The organism is Streptomyces sp. NPDC058295, from assembly GCF_042880655.1.
GTDB classification, from domain to species: Bacteria; Actinomycetota; Actinomycetes; order Streptomycetales; family Streptomycetaceae; genus Streptomyces; species Streptomyces coriariae.
This window is the reverse complement of the sequence record NZ_JBHVYO010000002.1, coordinates 185,919-209,021: the sequence shown is the minus strand read 5'-3', so window position 1 is coordinate 209,021 and position 23,103 is coordinate 185,919. Positions and strand designations below refer to the sequence as shown.

At 70.5% G+C, this 23,103-nt stretch carries 17 protein-coding genes; 8 read left to right on the top strand and 9 right to left on the bottom strand.

Annotated features, from left to right (window positions below):
- Positions 1-45: 45 nt before the first annotated feature.
- Both ACFVYS_RS03300 and ACFVYS_RS03295 read right to left on the bottom strand, forming a co-directional pair.
- Positions 46-825, bottom strand: coding sequence for an IclR family transcriptional regulator (locus ACFVYS_RS03300; RefSeq protein WP_389498358.1), 780 nt, complete (start codon positions 823-825; stop codon positions 46-48).
- An 18-nt stretch (positions 826-843) separates the two neighbouring features.
- The gene (locus ACFVYS_RS03295; protein ID WP_362271095.1) at positions 844-1,269 is read right to left on the bottom strand and encodes a MarR family transcriptional regulator; all 426 of its coding nucleotides are present in this window, start codon (positions 1,267-1,269) and stop codon (positions 844-846) included.
- Positions 1,270-1,488: 219 nt separating this feature from the next.
- Between ACFVYS_RS03295 and ACFVYS_RS03290 the strand changes: the two genes are divergently transcribed.
- Genes ACFVYS_RS03290 through ACFVYS_RS03275 form a run of 4 tightly spaced genes read left to right on the top strand, consistent with a single transcriptional unit; the run spans position 1,489 to position 5,340 of the window.
- Positions 1,489-2,406 (top strand): SDR family NAD(P)-dependent oxidoreductase, encoded by a 918-nt coding sequence (locus tag ACFVYS_RS03290; RefSeq protein ID WP_389498356.1) that lies wholly within the window; start codon positions 1,489-1,491, stop codon positions 2,404-2,406.
- A gap of 35 nt (positions 2,407-2,441) precedes the next feature.
- Positions 2,442-3,317 (top strand): amidohydrolase family protein, encoded by an 876-nt coding sequence (locus ACFVYS_RS03285; protein ID WP_389498618.1) that lies wholly within the window; start codon positions 2,442-2,444, stop codon positions 3,315-3,317.
- Positions 3,318-3,329: 12 nt separating this feature from the next.
- Positions 3,330-4,835 carry a long-chain fatty acid--CoA ligase gene (locus ACFVYS_RS03280; protein WP_389498355.1) on the top strand — a complete coding sequence of 502 codons (1,506 nt, stop codon included), beginning with the start codon at positions 3,330-3,332 and terminating at the stop codon, positions 4,833-4,835.
- Between the two features lie 49 nt (positions 4,836-4,884).
- Positions 4,885-5,340, top strand: coding sequence for a MaoC family dehydratase (locus ACFVYS_RS03275; RefSeq protein ID WP_389498354.1), 456 nt, complete (start codon positions 4,885-4,887; stop codon positions 5,338-5,340).
- A gap of 130 nt (positions 5,341-5,470) precedes the next feature.
- On the opposite strand, the gene ACFVYS_RS03270 is transcribed toward ACFVYS_RS03275, so the two are convergent.
- The 7 genes from ACFVYS_RS03270 to ACFVYS_RS03240 form a co-directional block, all read right to left on the bottom strand.
- The gene (locus ACFVYS_RS03270) at positions 5,471-7,138 is read right to left on the bottom strand and encodes a histidinol-phosphatase (protein ID WP_389498352.1); all 1,668 of its coding nucleotides are present in this window, start codon (positions 7,136-7,138) and stop codon (positions 5,471-5,473) included.
- A 40-nt stretch (positions 7,139-7,178) separates the two neighbouring features.
- A complete protein-coding gene (locus tag ACFVYS_RS03265; protein ID WP_389498350.1) occupies positions 7,179-9,032 on the bottom strand; it encodes a LamG-like jellyroll fold domain-containing protein in 1,854 nt (617 codons plus the stop codon).
- A gap of 40 nt (positions 9,033-9,072) precedes the next feature.
- Positions 9,073-12,000, bottom strand: a complete 2,928-nt coding sequence (locus tag ACFVYS_RS03260; protein ID WP_389498348.1) for a glycoside hydrolase family 2 TIM barrel-domain containing protein — start codon at positions 11,998-12,000, stop codon at positions 9,073-9,075.
- The gene (locus tag ACFVYS_RS03255) at positions 11,997-12,860 is read right to left on the bottom strand and encodes a carbohydrate ABC transporter permease (RefSeq protein WP_389498346.1); all 864 of its coding nucleotides are present in this window, start codon (positions 12,858-12,860) and stop codon (positions 11,997-11,999) included. The genes ACFVYS_RS03260 and ACFVYS_RS03255 overlap by 4 nt, the downstream gene beginning before the upstream one ends.
- Before the next feature lie 15 nt (positions 12,861-12,875).
- Complete coding sequence (locus ACFVYS_RS03250) at positions 12,876-13,838, bottom strand: carbohydrate ABC transporter permease (protein ID WP_389498344.1); 963 nt, start codon at positions 13,836-13,838, stop codon at positions 12,876-12,878.
- Positions 13,838-15,124: an ABC transporter substrate-binding protein gene (locus ACFVYS_RS03245; RefSeq protein WP_389498342.1), complete on the bottom strand. Its 1,287-nt coding sequence runs from the start codon at positions 15,122-15,124 to the stop codon at positions 13,838-13,840. The genes ACFVYS_RS03250 and ACFVYS_RS03245 overlap by 1 nt, the downstream gene beginning before the upstream one ends.
- Positions 15,125-15,228: 104 nt before the next feature.
- Positions 15,229-16,248 (bottom strand): carbohydrate kinase family protein, encoded by a 1,020-nt coding sequence (locus tag ACFVYS_RS03240; protein WP_389498340.1) that lies wholly within the window; start codon positions 16,246-16,248, stop codon positions 15,229-15,231.
- Positions 16,249-16,407: 159 nt separating this feature from the next.
- Between ACFVYS_RS03240 and ACFVYS_RS03235 the strand changes: the two genes are divergently transcribed.
- The 4 genes from ACFVYS_RS03235 (at position 16,408) to ACFVYS_RS03220 (ending at position 23,009) form a co-directional block, all read left to right on the top strand.
- Complete coding sequence (locus tag ACFVYS_RS03235) at positions 16,408-17,172, top strand: DeoR/GlpR family DNA-binding transcription regulator (protein ID WP_385553261.1); 765 nt, start codon at positions 16,408-16,410, stop codon at positions 17,170-17,172.
- Entirely contained in the window at positions 17,169-18,506 is a 1,338-nt protein-coding gene (locus tag ACFVYS_RS03230) for a 6-phospho-beta-glucosidase (protein ID WP_389498338.1), read from the top strand. The genes ACFVYS_RS03235 and ACFVYS_RS03230 overlap by 4 nt, the downstream gene beginning before the upstream one ends.
- 101 nt (positions 18,507-18,607) lie before the next feature.
- Positions 18,608-21,679, top strand: coding sequence for an alpha-mannosidase (locus tag ACFVYS_RS03225; protein ID WP_389498336.1), 3,072 nt, complete (start codon positions 18,608-18,610; stop codon positions 21,677-21,679).
- A 79-nt stretch (positions 21,680-21,758) separates the two neighbouring features.
- Positions 21,759-23,009: an alpha-L-fucosidase gene (locus ACFVYS_RS03220; protein WP_389498334.1), complete on the top strand. Its 1,251-nt coding sequence runs from the start codon at positions 21,759-21,761 to the stop codon at positions 23,007-23,009.
- The last annotated feature ends 94 nt before the right edge of the window (positions 23,010-23,103 follow it).

The following is a 23,103-nucleotide window of genomic DNA, read 5'->3' as shown; positions in this document are numbered from 1 at the left end:
GCGGAGCGGACCGCCGCCCATGTCCCGTCCGCGGGGTGCGGCAACTCAGCCGGGCCGGCCGTCGGGCTGCCAGCCCAGGGCGCGGGAGATCCCGCGTGCCGCGAGACGTACGGCCGGGGCCAGCACCGGTACCTGCGCGTCGGCGTGCGGGACGACGACCGACACGGCGGCCGCCACCGCGCCGCCCGGCCCGCGCACCGGGGCGGCCACCGACAGGGCGTCGTCGGTGACCTGACGGCTGCTCACCGCGACGCCCGCCCGCCGGACTTCGGCCAGTACCCGGCGCAACCGTGCAGGATCGGTGATGGTGTGGGCGGTGTAGGAGGCCAACGGCCCCGCGCAGTACTCCTCTTGGAGTGCGAAGTCGCTGTGCGCCAGCAGCGCGAGGCCCACGCCGGTCACGTGCAGCGGCCATCGGGCGCCCACCCGGATGTGCACCCCGACCGCCGAACGCCCCGACAGCCACTCGGTGTACACGACCTCGGACCCGTCCCGCACCGCCAACTGCACGTTCTCGTGCGTGGCTTCGTACAGGTCCTCCAGAAACGGCAGCGCGACCTGCCGCAGCGCCAGGCCGCGCGGGGCCAGCGCCGCGACCTCCCACAGTCGCAGCCCCACGTGGTACACGCCGGACGGGTCCCGCTCCAGGGCGCCCCACTCGGTCAGAGCGCTCACCAGCCGGTGCGCGGTGGTGAGGGTCAGGCCGGCGCGGCGGCTGATGTCGGTCAGGGACAGCGCGGGGTGCGTGTGGTCGAACGCGGCGAGCACGGCCAGCAGCCGGCCGGGCGCGGAGCGGGCGGTCACGGCGAGAACGCCCTGGTCCATCGGGTCCTCCTCACGGCATCAGGCGAGTCCGTCCTGGGCGATCCGCCGCAGCAGGGTGTGCAGCGTCTCGCGGTCGGCCGGGTCGAGCGGGTCCAGCAGCTCGTTCGTCACCCGCAGGCCCGCCTCGTCGGTGCCGCGCAGGAACGCGCGGCCGTCCTGGGTGAGGGCGACGATCCGGCTGCGGCGGTCGTCCGGTGCCGGGCGGCGCTCGGCGAAGCCCAGCTTCTCCAGATCGTCGACCAGACCGACGATCGCGCTGGGGTCGTAGCCGAGCCGGGCGCTCAGCTCCCGCTGGAGGGCGCCTTCGGAGGTGGCGAGGAAGCGCAGCACCGCGTAGTGGCGCAGCCGCACCCCCGACTCCTGGAGGAACGTGTTGAACAACTGACCCGAGCGCAGCCCCAGGCGGTACAGCAGGTAACCCGTGTCCGCGTGCAGCCCGCGCATCCACGGCTCGTCCGCGTCGATCGGGGCGGCGTTGCTTGCGTTGTCCTGGCGGGCGATGGCGGACTCCCTGGGCTCGGTCCCCTTCCGGGGTGGTTCTCGGTACAGATTCCAGCATGACGCACCCGTAGGACTACAACAACTATTGACGTCAACAATTATTGCTCTTAGCTTCGATCTCGTAGTCAGCACCCCGCGCACCCCATGTGAAGGGACACCGTCGTGCCCAGCATCGATCTCACCGGCAAGGTCGCCGTCGTCACCGGCAGCGGCCGGGGCCTCGGCCTCGCCTACGCTCATGCCCTGGCCGCCCGCGGCGCGTCCGTCGTCGTCAACGACGTCGACGAGGCCGTGGCCGAGCAGGCCGTGAAGTCCCTCGTAGCGGCCGGCGGCAGGGCGGTCGCCGAGGTGGTCCCGGTCGGTACGACGGAAGCCGCCGACCGGCTGGTGAACCGGGCCGTGGAGGAGTTCGGCCGGCTCGACATCCTGGTCACCAACGCGGGCATCCTGCGGGACAAGGTGCTGTGGAAGATGACCGACGACGACTTCGACGCGGTGATCGCCACCCACCTCAAGGGCACCTTCACCTGCGCCCGAGCCGCCGCCGTACGGATGCGCGAGCAGGGCGAGGGCGGCACGCTCATCCTCGTCGGCTCCCCGGCCGGCCAGCGGGGCAACTTCGGCCAGACGAACTACGCCGCCGCCAAGGCCGGCATCGCCGCCTTCGCCCGTACCTGGTCGATGGAGCTGGGCCGCGCGGGCATCACCGTCAACGCGATCGTGCCGGTCGCCGCGACCGCGATGACCGAGACGATCCCCGCCTTCGCCCCCTATGTCGAGGCCCTGAAGAACGGCGAGCCGTTCCCGGACTTCCTGCGCAAGGGCGAGGGCTTCGGCACCCCCGAGGACTGCGCGGCGCTGGTGCCCTTCCTGGCCTCCGAGGCCGCCCGGGGCATCACCGGCCAGGCCATCGGCATCGGCGGCGACAAGGTGGCACTCTGGTCGCATCCGCAGGAGATCCGCGCGGCCTACGCCGACGGCGGCTGGACGCCCGAGACCCTGGCCGACGCCTTCCCCACCTCGGTCGGTGCCGAGCTCCAGACGGTCGGCATCCCGGCCCCCACGTTCCCGGAGGCGTGATGAGCCCGTCCACGACCCCCGCCACGACCCCCGCCATGAACGTCGAGGAACTGGTCGCGATCGACGTCCACACCCACGCCGAGGTGTCGTCCAAGGGGCATTCCTCGCTGGACGACGACCTGCACGACGCCTCGTCCGCCTACTTCAAGGTCGAGGGCAAGCGGAAGCCCACCCTGGAGGAGACGGCCCGCTACTACCGTGAGCGGAAGATGGCCGCCGTGATCTTCACGGTGGACGCCGAGTCCGCGACCGGCACGGCGCCGGTCCCGAACGAGGAGGTCGCCGAGGCCGCCGCCGCCAACGCCGACGTCCTCATCCCCTTCGCCTCCATCGACCCCTTCCGGGGGAGGGCGGGCGTGAAGCAGGCCCGGCGCCTGGTCGAGGAGTACGGGGTGAAGGGGTTCAAGTTCCACCCCAGCATCCAGGGCTTCTTCCCCAACGACCGCTCGGTGGCGTACGCCCTGTACGAGGTGATCGAGGAGACGGGGACCATCGCCCTGTTCCACACCGGTCAGACGGGCATCGGCGCCGGAGTCCCGGGCGGCGGCGGGATCAGGCTCAAGTACTCCAACCCGCTGCACGTGGACGACGTGGCGGCCGACTTCCCGCACCTCAAGATCATCCTGGCGCATCCGTCCTTCCCCTGGCAGGACGAGGCCCTCGCCGTCGCCACCCACAAGCCGGGCGTGCACATCGACCTGTCCGGCTGGTCGCCGAAGTACTTCCCGCCGCAGCTCGTGCAGTACGCCAACACGCTGCTGAAGGACAAGGTCCTCTTCGGCTCCGACTTCCCCGTCCTCACCCCCGACCGCTGGCTCGCCGACTTCGACAAGCTGACGATCAAGGACGAGGTGAAGCCGAAGATCCTCAAGGAGAACGCCGCCCGTCTGCTCGGGCTCACCACACCGTAAGGGGCGTGGAAGATGCGCAACGAGGGACTGGGGTCGTGGCCCGCACGCCGGGCCCGCAAGACCCCGCACCGCACCGCGCTGGTCCACGGTGAGCAGTCGACGGACTATCGCACACTGTATACACGCACCACGCGCCTGGCCCACGCCCTGCGCGCCCGGGGTGTGCGGCGCGGCGACCGCATCGCCTACCTCGGCCCCAACCACCCCTCCTACCTGGAGACCCTGTTCGCCGCCGGCACCCTCGGAGCGGTGTTCGTCCCCCTCAACACCCGCCTCGCCGGCCCGGAGATCGCCTACCAGCTCGCGGACTCCGGCGCCAAGGCGCTCGTCTACGGCCCCTCGCACGCCGGCCTGGTCGCCGGCCTGCCCGGGAACACGGACGTACGGACGTACCTCGAGGTCGGCGCCGAATACGAGGGGGAGCTCGCCGCCGCCTCCGACGAGCCGATCGACACGCCGGTCACCCCCGACGACACCTGCATCATCATGTACACCTCGGGCACGACCGGCCGCCCCAAGGGCGCCATGCTCACGCACGGCAACCTCACCTGGAACGCGGTCAACGTCCTCGTCGACACCGATCTGATCGCCGACGAACGCGCCCTGGTCTCCGCGCCGTTGTTCCACACGGCCGGCCTGAACATGCTGACCCTGCCGGTGCTCCTCAAGGGCGGCTGCTGCGTCCTGGTCGAGGCCTTCGACCCGGAGGCCACCTTCGGCCTGATCGAGCGGCACCGGATCACCTTCATGTTCGGGGTGCCGACGATGTTCGAGCAGGTCGCCCGGCACCCGCGCTGGGCGGACGCGGATCTGTCCAGCCTGCGGATCCTGACCTGCGGCGGCTCCCCGGTGTCGACACCGCTGATCGCCGCCTACCAGGAACGGGGACTCACCTTCCTCCAGGGCTACGGCATGACCGAGGCGTCCCCCGGCACGCTGTTCCTGGACGCCGAGCACTCGGTCAGCAAGGCGGGCTCGGCCGGCGTCCCGCACTTCTTCAGCGACGTACGCGTCCTGCGCCCCGACCTCACACCCGTCGGGGTCGGCGAGACCGGCGAGGTCGTCGTCCGCGGGCCGCACGTCATGCCCGGCTACTGGGGACTGCCCGAGGAGACGGCCGCCTCCTTCGCCGACGGCTGGTTTCGCAGCGGGGACGCGGCCCGGGTCGACGAAGACGGGTACGTGCATATCGTCGACCGCATCAAGGACATGATCATCTCCGGTGGGGAGAACATCTACCCCGCCGAGATCGAGGACCTGCTCCTCGCCCACCCCGACATCGTGGAGTGCGCCGTCATCGGCGTGTCCGACGACAAGTGGGGCGAGGTGCCGCGCGCGGTCGTCGTGCCCCGCGAGGGCGCCTCGCTCGACCCCGACGAGGTGCTGGCCTCGCTGTCCGGGCGGCTCGCCAAGTACAAGATCCCCAAGTCGGTGGTGGTGGCGGACGAACTCCCGCGCACCGCCTCCGGAAAGCTCCTGAAGTCCCGGGTGCGCTCCCGGTTCGGCACCGACTCCTGAACGACTCCCCTGTGAACCTTCCTGTGAACTCTCCTGTGAGGAACGGAATATGAGCATCACCGTCAACGGTCTCGACGAGCTGAAGAAGCTGGCCGGCAGCGACCTGGGCACCAGCGAGTGGATCGAGGTCACCCAGGAGCGCATCGACACGTTCGCGGACGCGACCGGGGACCACCAGTGGATCCATGTGGATCCCGAGCGGGCGGCAGCCGGGCCCTTCGGGGCGCCGATCGCCCATGGGTACCTGACACTCTCCCTGTTCATCCCGCTCTTCACCGAGCTGCTGGACGTCCAGGGCGTCGCGACCAAGGTCAACTACGGCCTGAACAAGGTGCGTTTTCCCTCGCCGGTCAAGGTCGGCTCGCGGATCCGCCTGGTCGCCAAGCTGACCGACGTCGAGGACGTGGCGGGCGGTGTGCAGATCACCGTCGACGGGGCGATCGAGATCGAGGGGGGCGCGAAGCCGGCCGCGGTGCTGCAGAGTCTGTCGCGCTTCTACGCGTAGGGCTCCTCCACGCGCAGGGCTCCTCCGCGCGGAGGACTCCGCGGGTCGCCGCCGTCCGGGACGGCGCTGTGGGGAACCGCGGGACCGGTGTGGCCGGCCACGCGGTTCCCCGCGTCCCTTTCGGGGCCGCTCAGCCGACGACGTCCACGAAGATCGGGTTGGAGTAGAACCAGGTGTCGGCCCACGGGTCGCCGTTGCCCGGCTCGTGCGGGATCGGGCCGTGCGGATCCACGGAAGCGCCCAGGTAACCGGTTCCGTTCCGCTTGCCGTCGCTGCCGCGCAGACGGAGGTAGCAGGACTCGTCGCCCACCGCGACCGGGACGCGCAGGGTGTAGGTCCCCTTGCGGCCGCTCACGTCCGTCGTGCGGACCACCTTCGTGTCGGGAGCCCGCCAGGTGTCGCGGTCGGACACCGCGCCGCGCACCGCGCCCCGGATCACGTCCACGTGTGCCAACTGCGGCAGGATCCCCTGGGGGTTGGGGCGGGAGGCACTGGTGACGGTGATCTCCAGAGTGAGCTTCTCGCCCTTGCGCACCCGCAGCCGGCCGCCGAGCGTGACGCCCCGCCCGTTGCTGTGCTCCCGCCGCAGCCGGACCTCCAGGCCGTCGAGCAGATGCCCGTGGTCCAGCCAGACCCGGCCCTCGCGCAGGCCCGTCATCACCGCGCGGTAGCCGTAGCGGGTCACTCCCACGTGGGTGCGGCTGAACTGCCCCGGCCAGAAGTCGCTGCCGGCCTGCGGGGTGTCGGTGTTCACCGGATCGGGCAGCCTGCCGGTGTTGTCGAAGTTCTGTCCGGCGGGCCAGTCACCGTTCTTCCAGGTGTCGAAGACGGTCCGGTGGTTGTCGGAGTTGGTGGTGACCGAGTACAGCCGGCCCTCGGCCAGCATCGAGTCCCACAGGCCGCCGACGGTCGCGGTGGCCCAGTCGAAGCCGCCGTAGGTGAGGTAGGCGCCCGCCGGGTAGCCCGCCCAGGACTGGGCGGACGGCTTGTTCTCGTACTCGCCGCGGATGGACGTGGCGCCGCGCCAGCCGGGGATCGCCGCGCCCTGGGCGCCCGGCGCGCCCTCCATGCCGATCATGATCTCGGGCGCCGCGTCGCGCCAGGCCCGCAGCTCGTGCGGGGAGTCGATGCCGAGGCGCAGCGGGTGGTTGGCGAGGACGAGGACGTCGTCGACGTAGCCGCTGCGGCGCTGCTCGGCCAGCCACTTGATCGCCTTGACGGCGTGCGCCTCGTTGCGGGCGGTGTCGGCCGCGCCGGCGGCTCCCTCGGTGTAGCCCAGCAGCTTGCCGTCGTAGGCGAGCTCGAACCGGGTGAGCAGGTCGACCTCGTGCGGGCCGGGGGCGGCGAACACCGTGCAGTGCTCGGCGGCCGGGATGTACCACTCCAGACCCTGGAAGATCAGCTGGCGCGGGTTCGCGGCGCGGGCCTTGAGGATCTCCTTGTGCTCCAGCGCGGCGCCGTAGGAGGCGTGCCCGAAGTTGGAGTGCTCGTTGAAGACCATCCAGTCGAGACCGTACCGGGCGGCGGCCCTGGCCTGCTGGGAGAAGGTGTACTTCGCGTCGTGGCTGTAGACGGAGTGGACGTGGTGGTCGCCCACCAGGTAGGCGAGACGCGGGTCCTCGCCGCCGTGGCCGCGGCCGGTGGCGGCCACGGCCGGGGTGGCCGCACCGCCGAGTGCGAACGCGGCGCCGAAAAGGCCGGCGCGGCGCAGAAGTCCGCGCCTCGACACGCCCTGGGCGTCGAGAACGGCGGGCGAGACGGACGGATCGGCCCAGGCGGGCAGCTGCTGCTCGGTCACGGTGATCCTCGTGCAGAAGGTCAGTGGTTCATGAAGGAGGTCAGTGGTTCATGAAGGAGGTGACGGGCAGCGCCCGCGAGACGATCCGGACGTCGCCGAGGCGGCCGTGCAGGATCTGGTCGATCTGTCCGCCGTACTCGTAGCCGCCGAGCAGCCACGGCAGCCCGACGGAGGTGACGCCGACGGACACGGCCTTCGGGTTGCGCACCACCGGGCAGCCCTCGACGTACAGCGTGGTGTGCCGGCCGTCGTTGACGACCGCGAGGTGCCACCAGGTCTCCAGCGGGGTCTCCTGACCCCAGTTGGTGGCGATGCCCTGCTGGTTCAGCGGACGCATCGCCCACTGCGGTTCCCGGTCGTTGGACAGGGAGAGGGTGGCGAGCGGCTCTTCGGGGTCGTCGCCGGTCTTGCCCGCGGCGCCGCCCGTGCCGGTCCGGCTGACCAGTCCCGACCAGGCGTGATGCGAGGGGTCCCAGTCGGCGGGGAGCCGGTAGAACGCCTCGATGGTGTAACCGCTCCTGAAAGTAGTCGAGTTGAGCGGAGCGCCGTCGACCGTGCGCAGGTAGGCGCCCTTCAGCGGGGACTTGTACCCCTGGAACTCCAGGCTGCCGTGGCCGGGTTGGTCGGGGTGATGGTCGGAGGACCAGGTCAGGGCGCCGCCGCCCACCGTGACGAGGGCGAGGTCGTTGCCGCGCCCGGACAGGTCCCGGACGGTGCCGCCGACCGCCGTACCGTCGTCGTGGCCGTCGAACCGCCAGTAGGCGACCGTGTCGCGCACCAGCACCTTCGACACGGGCCGGGCCGGACGCGCGGGCACCGGGTCGAAGCCCGCGAAGCGCTCGGCGAAGTCGATGACGACCGTGAACCGGTCGGCGTCCCCGCTCAGTTCGATCTCCTGCCGCTCCAGCTCGTTGAGCCCCTTCGCGCCCCGGCCGAGGATCCACGGGGAGACCGTCTCCACGTCAATGACGTTCCGGTCGAGGTCGAAGCGGTACAGGCGGATCATCGCGGCGCCGCCGAAGTACCTGTTCTGATAGTTCGTCAGGTGCAGTTGGACATCATGTCCGGCCGCGTTCTTGCGTGTTGCCCGGCCGGCGGGCCAGTAGTGCCCGTTGAGGGTGAGGAAGATCTGGTCGTGGTCCTCGATCAGCCGGTCCCACAGCTGCTGGCCGTACGCCGACAGCGAGTCGTCCTCGACGACCAGCTCGTGCGTGGTCAGGACGACCGGTGTCCTCGGGTGCCGGGCGAGGACATCGGCCGCCCAGGCATACCCCTTCTCCGACAGCCGCCAGTCCAGTGCCAGCACCATCCACTCCCGGCCGCCCGCCCGGAACAGGTGGAAGGTGTTGTAGCCGTCGGGGGAGGCCCCGCCGAACGTGGACTTCCCCTGGAAGCGCCGCGGGCCGAAGGCGTCCAGGTACGGGGTCGCGCCGCGCTGGTCGGTCGTCGACGACTTCACGTCGTGGTTGCCGGCCAGCACGCTGTAGCCGACACCGCGCCGGTCGAGCAGCCCGAACGCCTCGCTGATCGCGGCGACTTCGTCCTTCGCCCCGTTCTGGGTGAGGTCGCCGAGGTGGGACAGGAACACGAGGTTCTCGTGCTTGCCCTGCTCCAGGAGGTAGCGCAAGGACGCCTCGACCGGTGCCTTGTCGATGTTCGGGCCGTCGAAGAGGTACTGCGTGTCGGGCATGACGGCGAGCGTGAAGCGGCGGCTGTCGGGGTCCGGGCGCCACGGGGCGGAGGACGCCTCGGCGGCAGCCGCCTCCGCCGTGGCCGGCAGTGCGAGTCCGGCCGTGGCGGCCGCGCCGAGCAGCGCGGTCGCCCGGAGGAAACCGCGCCTTCCGGCGCCGGCCTGCGCGGCCTCGCCCTGTTCGTGGGCATGCGAAGTACACACGTGGTGCTCCGTAGGTAAGTCCGTTGCTGTGAACGGGAGTTCAGAGAACGCGCAGGGTCCAGCTCCAGCGGTGGACGCCCGGTGCGACGAGGTAGGAGGGGAAGGTGTCGGGGCCGCACGACGCCGTACCGAGGCCGCGGTGCGCCGCGTCGAGGTGCACCACGCAACCGGCGCGTGGGACGAGTTCGTCGTGGTGGGTGACGGCCGTCAGGTCCTCGGCGCGGTAGCGCGTGACGGAGACCTGGCGCGGCTCGTCCAGAGTGACGGAGAGGCCCGTGGCGTCCGGCGCGGAGAGCGTGAAGCGCCGCACGCCGTGCCGGCCGCCGCTCTCCTGCGGACGCAGATAGGGAGTGAACAACTCGTCGACAGGGGCGCAGTGATGGCCCACCGGCGCGCCCGCGCTCCGGTCCGGGTACGACTCCCACGGCCCCTGCCCGAACCATTCGAGCAGGTCGAGCCCCGCGACGGTCTCGAAGACCGAGCCGACCCGCGCCACGTCGTCGAAATCCTCCGGCAGCTCCGCCTGTTCGTCGATCCGGATGCCGCCCTCGACCGGTGTGAACACCTGCCGGTGCCGGACGACCCCGGTGGCGCCCGCGTACTCGGCGAGCACGGTCACCCCGTCGCCCTCCTGGCGCACGGACGCCAGCTTGCGCACGAGGGCGTCCAGGCCCCACGTCCGCCAGCGCAGCGCCATGCCGCCCAACTCGTCGTTGTCGGTGGGCGCCCGCCACAGCGACAGCGCGGGCGCGGAGGTCAGCAGGGGGTGGACGAGGAGTCCGTCGGCGTCGATCTCGACCCGGCCGGAACCCACCGGGTCCTCGGCCGGCACCGGCGCCCGCAACCGCACCTGCGGCGTGCAGACCTCGGTGCCGCGCGGGGCCCACGGCAGGTCCTCCGCCGTGGTCACCCGCAGGGTCAGCCACGCCTCGCCGCCGTCCTCCGGCAGCGCGAACGGCAGCGGCACCACGGCCGTCTCGCCCGGCCGCAGGTCGGGCAGTTCGGCCGACCCGGTGAGCGTGCTGCCGTCGGCGAGCGACAGCTCCCACTCGCCCGCGAGCCACTCCAGGCCGCGGAAGTGCTGATGGTTGGAGAGGACCAGCCCTTCGTGCCGGAAACCCTGCAGCCGCAGGGGTGCGGAGAGTTCCCGGTGCTCGTACATCACCGGTTTCGGGGTGCGGTCGGGGAAGACGACGCCGTCCGCGATGAACGCGCCGTCGTGGTCCTTCTCACCGAAGTCGCCGCCGTACGCCCAGCGGTGTCCGGGCGCGGCGACAGCGTTGTCATAGAGCCAGGCGCCCCCACGCCCGACCGGTCTTCCGTCGTTCACACGCTGGAGAATGCCGTGGTCCCAGAACTCCCAGATGAACCCGCCCTGAAGACCCGGGGTGGCCTCGATGGCGGCCCAGTGGTTGGCCAGCGTGCCGTTGCTGTTGCCCATCGCGTGGGAGTACTCGCACTGGATGAGCGGCTTGGTCTGCCGCCCGGACAGCGCGTGCGCCACGCAGTCCTCCAGGGGCGCGTACATCGGGCAGGCGATGTCGGAGGCGACCTCCGGATCGGCCCAGCCGAGCTTGGCGGCCCCCTCGTACTGCAACGGCCGGGTCGGGTCGTGCCGGCGCACCCAGCCCGCGGCGGCGTCGTGGTTGGCGCCGTAGTCGGACTCGTTGCCCAGCGACCAGATGATGACCGACGGGTGGTTCTTGTCCCGCAGCACCATCCGCGAGACCCGGTCGACGAAGGCGTTCAGATAGCGCGGGTCGTCGGCGATCTCGTGGGCGTGGTCGTGGGACTCGATGTTCGCCTCGTCGACGACGTAGAAACCGATTTCGTCGGCGAGGTCGTACAGCGTGGGGTCGTTCGGGTAGTGCGCGGTACGGATCGCGTTGAAGCCGAAACGCTTCAGCAGTACCAGGTCGGCGCGCATGTCGTCGTACGACACCGTCCGTCCCGTCAGGGGGTGGAAGTCGTGCCGGTTCACCCCCCGGATGAAGACCCGCTCGCCGTTGACCAGCAGATCCCGGCCGACGATCGCCACGTCCCGGAAGCCGACCCGGTGGCGGGAGGTGTCGGCGACGGTGCCGTCGGCGCGGTGCAGCCGGACCGTGAGGTCGTACAGCTCGGGCGTCTCGGCCGTCCAGGTACGCACCTCGGGCACCCGCGCGCGCAGCCGTGCCTCGCCGAGGAAGGCGGAGACCCGCTCCTCCTCGGCGTTGGCCAGGTCGAACTCCGCGTCCTGCGCCAGCGGCAGACCGTCCAGCTCCCCGCTGACGTACCAGCCCGGGGGCAGGGCGCCGTCCGCGTCCCGTACCTGGCAGTCGACCCGCAGCGCGCCGTCCCGCGCCGCCCGCACGCTCACGTCGGCCAGCCGCAGCGGGTCGGTGGCGTACAGCAGCACCGAGCGGGTGATCCCGGCATGCCACCACTGGTCCTGGTCCTCGATGTGCGAGGCGTCCGACCACTTGACGACCGTCAGCCGCAGGACGGATCGGCCGCCGGGGCGTACGACGCCCGACAGATCGAACTCGGCCGCCAGATGCGAGTCCTTGGAGATGCCGACGGGCCGCCCGTCCACATGCACCAGCAGCACGCTCTCGGCGGCGCCGACCTGGAGCACGACGCGGCACCCGGCCCACTCGGCGGGGACGTCGATCTCCCGCTCGTACACACCCGTCGGATTGTCCGCGGGCGACAGTGGGGGGAATTCTGTATACGGCATACGGACGTTCAGATACTGCGGAAGGTCGTCCGTGCCCTCGATGGTCTGCATGGTCCATACGCCGGGCACGGATGCCGTCGACCAGGGACCGCCGACCGGCGCGTCCGGAGCGGACAGCAACTGAAACCGCCAGTCGCCGTCCAGGGAGTTTGCTCCGGAGCGCCGGTCGACGGCGTTCATGGGCAGCCGTCCCCACGAGGTCACCTCGGGTGCCTCCCAGGGACGGAGCGCCAGCAGCGGATAGGTCACTTGATCGCGCCCTTCGCGAGGTCGCCGATCATCTGACGGGCGCCGATCGCGAAGACGACGAGCAGAGGGACCAGGGCGAGCAGCGCGCCGGTCATGACCATTCCGTAGTCCGTGGTGCCGTGGGTGCCGTTGAGCTGGGACAGCGCGACCTGGAGGGTCACGTTGTCCGGGTCGGTGAGGGCGATCAGGGGCCAGGCGTAGTCGTTCCACTGGCCCATGAAGGTGAAGATGCCGAGGAAGGCCAGTCCCGGCCGGACCACCGGGAGGGCCACGTGCCAGTACTGGCGCAGGAAGTTCGCGCCGTCGATGCGGGAGGCGTCGAGGAGTTCGTCGTGGATCGCGCCCTTCATGTACTGACGCATCCAGAAGATGCCGAACGCGTTGGCGGCCGCCGGCACGATCAGCGCCGTCATCGAGCCGATCCAGCCGAGCTTCGCCATGATGACGAACTGGGGGATGGCCTGCAGCTGCGCCGGGACCATGAAGATGAACATGAGCAACACGAACAGCAACCGCTTGCCCGGAAAGTCGAACTTGGCGAAGACGAAGGCGGCCAACGAGTCGAAGAACAGGACCAGGAAGGTCACCGATCCCGCCACCAGCAGCGAGTTGAACATCGAACCGAAGAAGTCGATGTTGTCGAAAAGGCTGCGGACGTTTTCCAGGAAGTGCGTGCCCGGCAGCAGCTTGGGCGGGTAGGAGAAGATCTCCGACGACGTGTGCGTCGACATGATCACGGCCCAGTAGAACGGGAAGGCCGAGAGCAGGACGCCGAGGACGAGAGCCGCGTGCAGCCCGATCCCTCTGCGGCGGGACCCGTCGATCCCCTTGGCGTGCCGTGTTTCGTGGGTGGATGCCATGGTGTGCGGGCCTCCCTATTCTTCGCCCCGGCGCTGCACCAGCCGCCAGTTGATGATCGAGAAGAGGACGACGACGAGGAAGATGCCCCATGCCACGGCGGCGCCGTAGCCGAAGTCGTTGTTGTCGAAGGTCTGCTGGAAGAAGTAGAGGACCATCGTCCGGCCGGCGTGGCCGGGACCGCCCGAGAACGTCGAGTCGTTCGAGGTGTTCTGGAGCAGGACCTGGGGTTCGGAGAAACTCTGGAGACCGGTGACCGTCGACACGACGAGCACGAACAGCAGCACCGGCCGCATCATCGGCAGCGTGATCCGGAAGAAGGTCTGCACCGGTCCCGCGCCGTCCATGCGCGCCGCCTCGTACAGCTCGCTCGGGACGGTCTGGAGACCGGCGAGGAAGATGATCGCGTTGTAACCGGTCCACTGCCAGGTCATCAGCGTCGCGATGGCGATCTTGATGCCCCACGGGGTGTTCAGCCAGGCGATCTGGTCGAAACCGATTGCCTGGAGAAACGCGTTCACCAGACCGAAGTTCGTGGAGAAGACCGAGCCGAAGATGATCGCGATCGCCACGACGGAGGTGACGTTCGGCAGGAAGTAGGCGACGCGGTAAACGTTCTTGAAACGGACCGCCGAGTTGAGCATCACGGCCGTCACCATCGCCAGGAAGATCATGGGGAAGGTGGCCAGCGCCCAGATGACGATCGTGGTCCCGATCGAGCTCCAGAACTCGGAGTCGCTCAGCAGGTACTGGTACTGCGACAGTCCCGCCCACTCCATCGAGCCGAGGCCGTCCCAGCGATGGAAGGAGAGGTAGAGCGAGAACCCGACGGGGATCAGGCCGAAGCAGAGGAAGAGCAGGTAGAAGGGGGAGATCGCGGCGTAGAGGTGCCAGTACTTCCGGAAGCCCTGCCGGGGCCGGGTGACGGGCACGTCCGCCACGACCGCCGGGGGGTTATCCAGCGCGGGGAGGGTGGCCATCAGTAGCTCACCCCCAGGTGCTTCGCGATCCGCCGGCACTTGCTCATGGCGTCACTCCAGGCCTGATCCGGGTCCTTGCCGAGGACGCCGACGTTCTTGATCTCGTCCTTGACGGGCTGCCCGAGCGCGATGTCGAACGGGCTGTTGTAGGCGACCACGATCTTCTGGGCGGCCGGACCGAAGATGTCCATCGTGACCTGACCGCCGAAGAACTCGTCCGGCTCGCGCACCTGCTTGAGGTCGTACGAGGCGGGGGTGGAGGGGAAGAGCCCGGCGTCCACGAACCCCTGCGCCTGGTTGCCCGCGTCGAGCATCCAGCTGATGATCTGGAACGCCCGCTCGGGCTCCCGGCACGCCTTGGTGACCGACAGGAAGGAGCCGCCGTTGTTGGAGGGCCGCACGGGCATGTCGGCCACCCGCCAACGGCCCTTGGTCTTCGGCACGCCGTTCTTGAGGTCGCTGGTGGCCCAGGAGGCGCCCAGCTGGCTCGGCAGCTTGCCGTCCTCGACGGCCGACAGCTGGTCCGGGGTGCCGGTGACCAGGTTCGACACGATCTTGCGCTGTTTGGCCTCCACGGCGAGCGCCCAGGCGTTGCGCACATGCTCCTGGTCGCCGATGAAGTGGCGGTCCTTGTCGACGTACCGCGCGCTGCCCTGCTGGACCACGTTCTCGAAGACGCTGTTGATGTCGGTGAGCAGCGAGGTCCCCGGTATCCGCTGCCTGAGCCGCTCGCCCGCGGCGAAGAACTTCTCCCAGGTGTCGAGCTCCTTCGACACGTCGGCTGGCTCGTAGGGCAGGCCGGCCTTGCGGAAGACGGCGTACTGGTAGAAGTGCGCCACCGGCCCGCAGTCGATCGGGAAGCCGACCATCCTGCCGTCGTCCGCGATGCCCTGCTCCCACTTCCAGGTCAGGTACCGGGACTTGTACCGGTCCGCGCCGAGCGTGCGCAGGTCCACGAACTGGTCGGCGTTGGGCAGGTAGGACGCCATGTCCTCGCCCTTCAGGCCCGCGATGTCGGGGACGTGGGCGCGGCCGGCCATCGTGGTGATCAGCTTCGACCGGTAGTAGCCGCCGATCTTGATGGCCTGGAGGTGGACCGAGCTGTCGTAGCGGGCCCTGGCGTTCTTGACGACCGTGTCGCCCAGGCCTCCGTCCCAGTACCACAGGACCATGTTCCGGCCGGTCGAACCGGCCGGAACGGCACAGCCGGACGCCAGGCCGCCGAGCGCCGTGGCGGCCGAACCGGCCAGGCCCGCACGGAGCAGGCCTCTACGTGAGAGCCGCACAGCTCCCACCGCCTTTCGGATCTGTTCGCGTCTTCGCAGACGGGGTGCAGACGGGGTGCAATTCGAGGTGAATGCGTGGGGTGGTCTTCCGGATACGGGTGCGGTCAGGGCCGCGGGGCGGGCGGGGTGACCGGCGCGTACCGCACGGGCGGGCCGACGTCGGCCGGGATGCGGTCGGCGAGGAAGCCGTACGCCCGCTTGAGCTCGGGGTCCCGCAGCGCGCGCCACCAGCGGTCGACGCCGTACCAGCCGGGGGCCGCCAGTGCCCCGCCGTGGTGCTGCACCGACAGCCCGGCGGCGAGGACGGCGAACCGCAGCCGCTCGATCAGCGGCCAGCCGCCGAGCGAGGCCGTCACGAAGCTCGCGCCGAACACGTCACCGGCGCCCGTCGCATCCAGGACATCGATGTCCAGGGCGGAGACCTCGGCGTACTCGCCGGTCGCCTGATCGACCGCGATCGCGCCGTCGGCGCCCCGGGTGACCACCGCCACCGGCACCAGTTCCGCGAGCGTGCCGAGCGCGGCGATCGCGCTGTCGGTGCGGGTGTAGGCCATCGCCTCGGTCTCGTTGGGCAGGAAGGCGTGGCACAGGGCGAGCTGGTCGAGCAGGTCGGTGGACCACTGCCGGGTGGGGTCCCAGCCGACGTCGGCGTAGATCTGGGTGCCGTTCGCGGCCGCCTTGGCGAGCCAGGCGCGCGGTTCGGCCTCGAGGTGTACGAGGGCCGTGCGCGCCTGGGGCGGGTCGCCCATCAGTACGTCCTGCGAGTACGGCGGTTCCTGGCCATGGGTGACCAGGGCCCGGTCGTGACCGTGCGCGAGGGCGACGGTGACCGGCGTGTGCCAGCCGGCGGCCACCCGGGAGAGAGCGAGGTCGACGCCCTCCTGGCCGGCGAGCACCTCATGGCAGTGGGCGCCGTAGAAGTCGTCGCCGAAGACTGTGGCCAGCGAGGTCCGCAGGCCGAAGCGGGACGCGGCCACCGCGAGGTTGGCGATGCCGCCGGGGCCGCATCCCATGCCGGCCGTCCAGATCTCCTCGCCCGGCGTCGGCGGTCCGCCGAGCCCCGTGAGGACGAGGTCGTAGAAGAGCAGCCCGGTGAGCAGCACCTCGGGCCGGTCGTCGTCCACCGCACATCCTCCTCGCCGCGGGAGCTCGTCCCGTCGGGGGGAGCTCGTCAAAACTCTTCAATTCGGTGACCGGAATCGTGCGCCCCTCGGCGACATTGGTCAATACCTCAGCAGAAGTGAGCATGGATTTGATTGAAGATGACGAGTAGTGTTCACGTCGTGCTGGCAGAACGACGACATCAACTCATCCTGCGGGCCCTGCGCTCCGGTGGCCCCGCGGCCGTGACCGATCTCTCCGAGCAGCTGGGTGTGAGCCCCGCCACGATCAGACGTGACCTGGTGAAACTCGAGGAGGACGGCCTGCTCACCCGGGTGCACGGCGGCGCCGTCGCGGAGGAGGGCGACCAGCCCTTCGCCGAGGTCGCCGAGATGCGGGTGGGCGAGAAGGACGCCATAGCCGCCCATGCGGCGGCCATGGTCGCCGACGGTCAGTCGGTCCTCCTCGACATCGGCACCACCGCCTACCGCCTGGCCCGGCAGTTGCACGGCCGCCGGCTGACGGTCATCACCAGCAACCTCGTGGTCTACGAGGAGCTCGCCGACGACGAGGGCATCGAGCTGGTCCTGCTCGGCGGCATGGTCCGCCGCGAGTACCGCTCCCTGGTCGGATTCCTCACCGAGGACAACCTGCGCCAGCTGCACGCCGACTGGCTGTTCCTCGGGACCAGTGGAGTGCGTCCGGGTGGGCAGGTGATGGACACGACGGTCGTCGAGGTGCCGGTGAAGCGGGCCATGATCAAGGCCGGTGACAAGGTCGTCCTGCTCGCCGACGCGGCGAAGTTCCCGGGTACGGGTATGGCGAAGGTCTGCGGTCCCGAGGACCTGGACGTGGTGGTGACGAACACGCCGGTCGATCCGGCGACCCGGTCCTCCTTCGAGGAGGCGGGCGTCGAGGTGGTCGTGGCAGGAAAGGTGCAAGCGTGAAGCTGACGATTCTGGGCGGCGGCGGGTTCCGGGTACCGCTCGTGTACGGGGCGCTCCTGACGGACCGCGCCGAGGGACGGGTCACGGAAGTCGTTCTGCATGATCTGGACGACAGTCGACTGTATGCAGTCGCCCGTGTACTGAATGAGCAGGCGGCCGTCGTCCCCGACGCGCCCCGGGTGACCGCCACCACCGACCTCGACGAGGCCCTGCGCGGCGCCGACTTCGTCTTCTCCGCGATCCGCGTCGGCGGCCTCGAAGGCCGCGCGCACGACGAGCGGGTGGCCCTGGCCGAGGGCGTCCTCGGCCAGGAGACGGTCGGCGCGGGAGGCATCGCCTACGGTCTGCGGACGGTCCCCGTCGCCGTCGACATCGCCCGCCGGGTGGCCCGTCTGGCCCCCGACGCCTGGGTCATCAACTTCACCAACCCGGCGGGCCTGGTCACCGAGGCCATGTCCCGTCACCTCGGCGACCGGGTGATCGGCATCTGCGACTCGCCGGTCGGGCTCGGCCGCCGCATCGCCCGCGTGCTCGGCGCGGACCCGAAGCAGGCGTGGATCGACTACGTCGGTCTCAACCACCTCGGCTGGGTCCGCGGGCTGCGGGTCGCCGGTCGTGACGAACTCCCGCGGCTGCTCGCCGACGCCGACCTGCTCGGTTCCTTCGAGGAGGGCAAGCTGTTCGGCGTCGACTGGCTCCGGTCCCTCGGCGCGATCCCCAACGAGTATCTGCACTACTACTACTTCAACCGGGAAGCCGTACGGGCCTACCAGCAGGTGGAGAAGACCCGCGGCGCCTTCCTGGCCGACCAGCAGGCCCGCTTCTACGAGGAGATGAAGCGCCCCGACGCCGCGGCCCTGACCGCCTGGGACCGCACCCGCGCCGAACGCGAGGCCACCTACATGGCCGAGAACCGGGAGACGGCCGGCGCCGGCGAGCGGGACGCCGACGACCTCTCCGGCGGCTACGAGAAGGTGGCCCTCGCCCTGATGCGGGCCATCGCCCGGGACGAGCGCACCACCCTGATCCTCAACGTCCGCAACCAGGGCACCCTCTCCGTGCTCGACGCGGACGCCGTCATCGAGGTGCCCTGTCTGGTCGACGCCAACGGCGCGCACCCGGTGGCCGTCGCCCCGCTGCCCGACCACGCCACCGGGCTGGTCTGCGCGGTGAAGGGCGTCGAGCGCGAGGTGCTGGCCGCCGCCGAGTCAGGCTCCCGCACGACGGCCGTGAAGGCGTTCGCGCTGCATCCGCTGGTCGACTCGGTGAACGTGGCCCGCAAGCTGGTCGAGGGCTATACCGCCGTCCATCCCGGGCTGGCGTACCTTAGGTGAGCCCCGGAGGGAAAGCGCTTTCCCCGCGCTTCCCTCCGACCGGCGCGTCCCCCGGCCCCACGGCCTCCCCGCCCCTCGTGGTCCCTCTCTGGAGATTCCCCATGCATGACGAACGCCGCCGCATCGAGGAGCGCGTCGAGCGCGTCCACAACCAGCGCGTCAAGCCCGCGATCTACGCGGCAAGCGTGCCCTTCGAGGTCGAGGCCTGGCAGGCACCGGGGGAGCCCGTCCCCTTCGCGGAGGCCGCGGCCGCCGCCTACGAGCCCTTCGCGATGGACACCCCGTGGGGCCCGCCCTGGGGCACCACCTGGTTCCGGATGCGCGGGCAGGTGCCCGCCGAATGGGCCGGCAAGCGCGTCGAGGCCGTCGTCGACCTCGGCTTCGTGGGTGACTGGCCCGGCAACCAGGCCGAGGCCCTCGTCCACCTGACCGACGGGACGCCGCTGAAGGCGGTCAACCCGCTCAACCAGTACGTGCCGATCGGCAACCCGGCGACGGGCGGGGAGAGCATCGACTACCTGGTCGAGGCGGCCTCCAACCCGGACATCCTGGCGAACGACTTCGCGGGCCCGACCTTGCTGGGCGATGTACTGACGGCGGGCGACCGTCCACTGTATACATTCCGCCGCGCCGACATCGCCGTCCTCGACGAGGAGGTCTGGCACCTCGACCTCGACCTCCAGGTGCTGCGCGAACTCATGGTCCACCTCGGCGAGCACGAGCCGCGCCGGCACGAGATCATGCACGCCCTGGACCGGGCCATGGACGCCCTCGACCTGGACGACGTCTCCGGCAGCGCCGCGGCCGTCCGCGAGGTCCTCGCACCGGTGCTGGCCAGCCCCGCCCACGCCAGCGCCCACACCATCTCCGGCGTCGGTCACGCGCACATCGACTCCGCGTGGCTGTGGCCGATCCGTGAGACCAAGCGCAAGACCTCCCGCACCTTCTCCAACGTCACCTCGCTCGCCGAGGAGTACGACGACTTCATCTTCGCCTGCTCGCAGGCCCAGCAGTACGAGTGGGTGCGCGACAACTACCCCCAGGTGTGGGCGCGCATCCAGGAGTCGGTGAAGAAGGGCCAGTGGGCGCCGGTCGGCGGCATGTGGGTCGAGTCCGACGGCAACCTGCCCGGCGGCGAGGCGATCGCCCGCCAACTGGTGCACGGCAAGCGGTTCTTCATCGAGCACTTCGGCATCGAGACCAAGGGCGTCTGGCTGCCGGACTCCTTCGGCTACAACGCCGCCTACCCGCAGCTCGCCAAGCTCGCGGGGAACGACTGGTTCCTCACCCAGAAGATCTCCTGGAACCAGACGAACAAGTTCCCCCACCACACCTTCTGGTGGGAGGGCATCGACGGCACCCGCATCTTCACGCACTTCCCGCCCGTCGACACCTACAACGCGCGGTTCAGCGGCGAGGAGATGGACCGCGCCGTGCGCAACTACTCCGAGAAGGGCGGCGGTACGCGTTCGCTCGCCCCCTTCGGCTGGGGCGACGGCGGTGGCGGCCCCACCCGCGAGATCATGGAACGGGCGCGCCGGCTGGCCGACCTGGAGGGCTCGCCGAAGGTCGTCGTCGAGCACCCCGACACGTTCTTCGCGAAGGCCCGCGCGGAGTACCCGGACGCCCCCGTCTGGGTCGGCGAGCTCTACCTGGAGCTGCACCGGGCCACATACACCACCCAGGCCCGCACCAAGCAGGGCAACCGCCGCAGTGAACACAAGCTGCGCGAGGCGGAGTTGTGGGCGACGACGGCCGCACTGCACGCGCCGGGCTACGCCTACCCGTACGCGAAGCTCGACCGGCTCTGGAAGACGGTGCTGCTGCACCAGTTCCACGACATCCTGCCGGGTTCCTCGATCGCCTGGGTGCACCGCGAGGCGGAGGCCGAGTACGCGCGGGTCGCCGAGGAGCTGGAGGAGCTGACGGCCGAGGCGGTCGCCGCGCTGGGCGGCGGGCGGCAGAGCGGCTCGCTCCGGGTGTTCAACACCAGCCCGTACCGCCGTGCCGAGGTGGTGCGCACGCCCGAGGGCGCACCGGCGTACGTCGAGGTGCCCGCGAGCGGCAGCGCGCCGCTGACCGGCGCCGAGCCCCCGCGGCCGGTGACCATCTCCGGGCGTGTCCTGGACAACGGGCTGGTGCGTGTACAGGTTGCGGAAGACGGCACACTGTCGTCCGTATACGATCTGCGGGCCAACCGTGAAGTCCTCGCCGACCAGGGCAACCTGCTGCGTCTGCACACCGACCTCCCGAACTACTGGGACGCCTGGGACATCGACAAGCACTACCAGAACCGGTACACCGACCTGCTGGAACCGGACGCGGTGACGGTCGTCGAGGAGGACCCGCTCGTCGGCGCGATCCGGGTCACGCGCTCCTTCGGCAAGGGCTCGACGATCACCCAGACCATCACGCTCCGGGCCGGCAGCCCCCGCGTCGACTTCGAGACCGACATCGACTGGCACGAGGCGGAGAAGATCCTCAAGGCGGCCTTCCCGGTGGACGTCCGGGCACCGCACTCCTCCGCCGAGATCCAGTTCGGCCACATCCAGCGCCCCACCCACACCAACACCAGCTGGGAGGCGGCCCGGTTCGAGGTCTCCGGCCACCGCTGGGTGCACATCGGCGAACCCGGCTACGGCGTCGCGGTCATCAACGACTCCACCTACGGCCACGACGTCTCCCGCACGGTCCGCGAGGACGGCGGTACGACCACCACCGTCCGTCTCAGCCTGGTGCGCGCCCCGCGGATCCCGGACCCCGAGGCGGACCAGGGCCGGCACCGCTTCAGCTACGCGCTGCTCCCCGGCGCGAGCATCGAGGACGCGGTCGCCGAGGGCTACTCCCTCAACCTCCCGCTGCGCGTGGCCGACGCGGCGGACGCCACCCCCGAGCCCGTCGTGTCGGTGGACGGCGCCGGGGTCACCGTCGAGGCGGTCAAGCTCGCCGACGACGAGTCCGGGGATGTCGTCGTCCGGCTCTACGAGTCCAGCGGCGGCCGCTCCACCGGCACCCTGCGCACCGGCTTCCCGCTCGCGGGCGCCCAGGTGACCGACCTGCTGGAGCGGCCGCTGGAGCCCGCGGTCGTCGGCGAGGACGGCACGGTCGCCGTCGTACTGCGGCCGTTCCAGATCCTGACGCTCCGTCTGGAGCGTGCCGAAACCGGCCGTTAGCCGCGGCCCGTGGGGCGGGCGCGACCCGATACGCGCCCGCCCCGCCCCGAAGTTCCCTGCTCTGCGGAGGAGTTCAGTCGTGCCCATGCAACCCTGGTTCACCGAAGCCAAGTTGGGGATCTTCGTCCACTGGGGCATCTACGCCGTCGACGGCGTCCAGGAGTCCTGGTCGTTCTACGACGACATCGTGCCCCACGACCGGTACATGTCCCAGCTCGACCGCTTCACCGGCGCCCACTACGATCCCCGGGCCTGGGCCGATCTGTTCGCCCGGGCCGGCGCCGGTTACGCCGTCCTCACCAGCCGCCACCACGACGGTGTCGCGCTGTGGGACACGGCTTACGGGGATCTGAACCTGGGCCGCGACTATCTCACCGGCTACGCCGAAGCCCTGCGCGAGAAGGGCCTCAAGGTCGGTCTCTACTACTCGCACTCCGACTGGAACCACCCGGACTACGCCACCACCCGCAAGCCTGGCCGCCCGCCGGAGATGGAGGACAACCGCTACTCCGAGTGCTCCGACGAGGACGAGGACCTCCAGGCCTGGGAGCGGTTCCTCGCCTACCGGGACGGTCAGATCCGCGAGTTGGCCTCCCGCTACCGGCCCGACCTGATGTGGTTCGACGGCGAGTGGGACCGCAGCGAGGAGCAGTGGCGCATCAAGGAACTCGCCGCGCTGATCCGCTCGTACTCCCCGGACGTCGTCTTCAACGCCCGCATGCTCAGTGAGGGCGACTACGCCACTCCCGAGCAGGGCGCCCCCATCGAACCCCCCACCGGGCCATGGGAGTTGTGCCTGACGATCAACGACTCGTGGGGCTATCGGCACCACGATCACCACCACAAGTCGCTCAACCAGCTGGTCCGCTACTTCGCCGAGACCATCGGCGGCGGTGGCAACCTGCTGCTCGACGTCGGCCCGATGGAGGACGGCACCATCCCGCAGCCGCAGGTCGAGCGCCTCGAAGGCCTGGGGGAGTGGATCCGCAAGCACGCGGAGGCCGTGTACGGGACGGTGCGGGGGCTCCCGGCCGGGCACCACTACGGGCCCAGCACCCTCTCCGCCGACGGCCGCACCCTCTACCTCACCCTGTTCGACATCCCGCGTTCCGAGATCGGTGTCCGGGGTCTGGTCACGCCGGTCCGCAGGGTCACCGTGCTCGGCACCGGAACGGAACTCGCCCACCGTGTCGTCGGCGGACTGCACGAGGCGGTCGGTGTGCTGTGGATCGACCCGCCCGCCGGCTCCGACCTCGACCCGCACGCCACGGTCCTCGCCCTGGAACTGGACGGCGAACTGGAGCTGTACCGGGGATCGGGACGCTTCTGAGGCACCCTGCCGGCCTGGCTTGGCCCGGCCTGGGCCGGGTGAGCCGGGGGGCGGCCGAGCCGGCCGCACTGCGGGCGGAAAAGGCGATGCGGGC